This window comes from Pseudorhodoplanes sp., from assembly GCF_035565855.1.
GTDB lineage: Bacteria > Pseudomonadota > Alphaproteobacteria > Rhizobiales > Xanthobacteraceae > Pseudorhodoplanes.
This window is the reverse complement of sequence record NZ_DATMRX010000307.1, coordinates 1-2,353: the sequence shown is the minus strand read 5'-3', so window position 1 is coordinate 2,353 and position 2,353 is coordinate 1. Positions and strand designations below refer to the sequence as shown.

3 protein-coding genes are annotated in these 2,353 nt (G+C 64.2%); all 3 read right to left on the bottom strand.

Annotated features, from left to right (window positions below; all coding sequences use genetic code 11):
* Positions 1–289, bottom strand: a 289-nt coding sequence (locus tag VN004_RS17685; protein ID WP_414710344.1) for a glutamine amidotransferase-related protein, incomplete at its 3' end; no start/stop codon positions are given.
* 14 nt (positions 290–303) lie between these two features.
* Complete coding sequence (locus tag VN004_RS17680; protein WP_325612817.1) at positions 304–1,548, bottom strand: glycosyltransferase; 1,245 nt, start codon at positions 1,546–1,548, stop codon at positions 304–306.
* A 7-nt stretch (positions 1,549–1,555) separates the two neighbouring features.
* A partial coding sequence (locus tag VN004_RS17675; RefSeq protein WP_325612815.1) for a hypothetical protein occupies positions 1,556–2,353 on the bottom strand: 798 nt, incomplete at its 5' end.

Genomic DNA, 2,353 nt, shown 5'->3' with positions numbered 1-2,353 from the left:
CGGGCGCGCTGCCCTCCTCGCTCGACCGGCCGAGCAGTTGCATGCCGAGACAGACGCCCAGCAATGGCACTTTCTCGACACTCGCCTTGTGGCGAAGCACCGTCTCGAGCCCACGCTCGCGCAGGCTCGCCATGCCGTGATCGAATGCGCCGACTCCCGGCAGAATGAGCTTGGTCGCCTTGGCGATCGTCTCCGGATCGGACGACACCAGCGCCGGCTTGCCGATTTTCTTGAGCATGTTCTCGATCGAACCGAGATTGCCCATTCCGCAATCGACAATCGTCAACATGATTACCCGCCCGCCTATCCCTTTGCGCGGGCGCGTAATCGCGCGGCAAATGCGGGGAAGTTCACGCGCGCGGCGTAGTTTCGCTCCCACACCGCCCTGCTGCCGTCACGGAGAGCAGCCGCCTTGTCCGGGTTGCCGGCGAACCATTCGAGCGTCTCGGCGATTGCTGCCGGCGTCGGCTCGGGATCGAGTTGGAAGCCGTTTGCCGCGGTCACGATTTCGCGGTTGCCGCCGACCGCGGTCGCGACAATCGGAATGCCGAAGCTCGCCGCTTCCATCGCGGAGACCGGCGTGCCCTCCGAAGAACTGACATTGATAAACACGTCCACCGGGTTTTTCCGGTACCACGCAATGATCTCTTCGGCCGGCACATGGCCGGCGATTGTCCATGTCACCGACGGCGGCAATGCCCGCGCAGCCACCTCGATTATGCCGTGCTGTTCGCCGCCGCCGAAATGTTGCCAATCGATGCGCAGATCGGGCCGCCGGCGCGCCAGCGCGGCGATTCCGGCAACGATCATGTCGACGCGCTTGACCGGCATCAGTGAGGAACAGGACACGACGCGCAATATGCCGTCTCGCGAAGGCGCACACCGCACCTCCGGATCGGGAGTGCCCAACCGCGCGACTTCGACAGTCGTATGACGGCTCGCGGGATGAGCCTTGAGGTAGGCGACGCCTTCCGCGGAATCCGGATAGATCGCGTCGAGCAGAGCGATCGTGCGGTCGCGGCAGGGAATGTAAGGCGGGCTATGCCGCGCTTCGTAAAGATCGGCGCCGTGCGCCTGCGACACCATGTGCAATTCCGGCAACCGGCGCTTTAACGAACTCAGGCCGTGGGCCGCGTGAAACAGCCAGAAGGTGCAAAATACGACACTTCCCGGCTGCAGACCGTGCTGCGCGATGAAACGCTCCGCCCATTTCCCGGTGATCTTGGCCCGGGAAATAAACAAGGCGGCGCGCGCCAATGTCAGCCAGCGGAAAAGCAGCCACGGATTTCCGAATACTTCGCGATCCATGTCCCACGACGTCGCGCCGCGAACCAGATGGCCGAACCGGCCGCGTTCGAGCGCCTTGGCCAGCGTTTGGTCAAGCATCACGCCCGCAGGAAGCGGCCGCTGCCGGCCAACCAGGCGCTCCGGCGCAACGATCATCCGATCGAACGCCTGCACGAGATACGGCAGACTCGGCTCGATGAACGTGTGCTCCAACGCTCCATCGAACGGAAAGGTATCGGTGATGAGAACGAGCGTCGCCATCGGCGGACTAATGAAACTCCAGCGTCATCTCGCCGTCGGCGACTGCATCGACGCGGATAAAACGAAGATCAGGCAGATCGTCGACCGCGACCGGGTGGACCGAAGCGACGGCATTTCCCTGCCGCGCGCTAAAGCGGCGGTGGTGGCGATAGCGTACAACATAGCTTGTCCCGGCGCCGGCCGGCCACCGTAGCGTGTTGCCCCGCCGCGTCCATGCGACAGGCGGCTCAATGATATCGGTCGGCTGCGGCACCCTTAGCAAGACGAGGTCATGTGCCGGCATGTGGAGGCTATCCACGAAGGCCGCGCAAGCCGACGCCGATGCGGTTGCGACCTTGACAAAACCCGTACCTTCGAGGGCAGCGACGGTCGCAGGGTCGAAGGCGATGACACGCGACGCGCCCAGCGTCTCGCAAAGCGAACGCATCCGATCCGCCGACAGGAAACGAGCGGAGAAGCGATCGAGGTAACGGTCCGCGAGGCTCGGCTCGACAAGCCGGAGCAGGAAGAACTGGTTGGCAAGTTCGACCTGGCGCGACGAGACGATGGCATCGGCCCAGTTTCGGAATGAGCGATAGGCGCTGCCGGTCCGCGAATCGTCCGTCGATTCGATAAAGACCCGCGCGCCATCTGGAATGGCTGCCAGCAGATGCATCATATCCATCGGCCCTTCCCTGTCGGTCGGCGCGAACCAGGGATAATGTGAGGCAACCTCACGAAGCCCGGCAAGGCGCTGCGCGGGCGGCGCGGCTTGCGCGCGCGAAAGCGCTTCCGCTTCGGCACGACCGGCGACGGCACCGTAGTG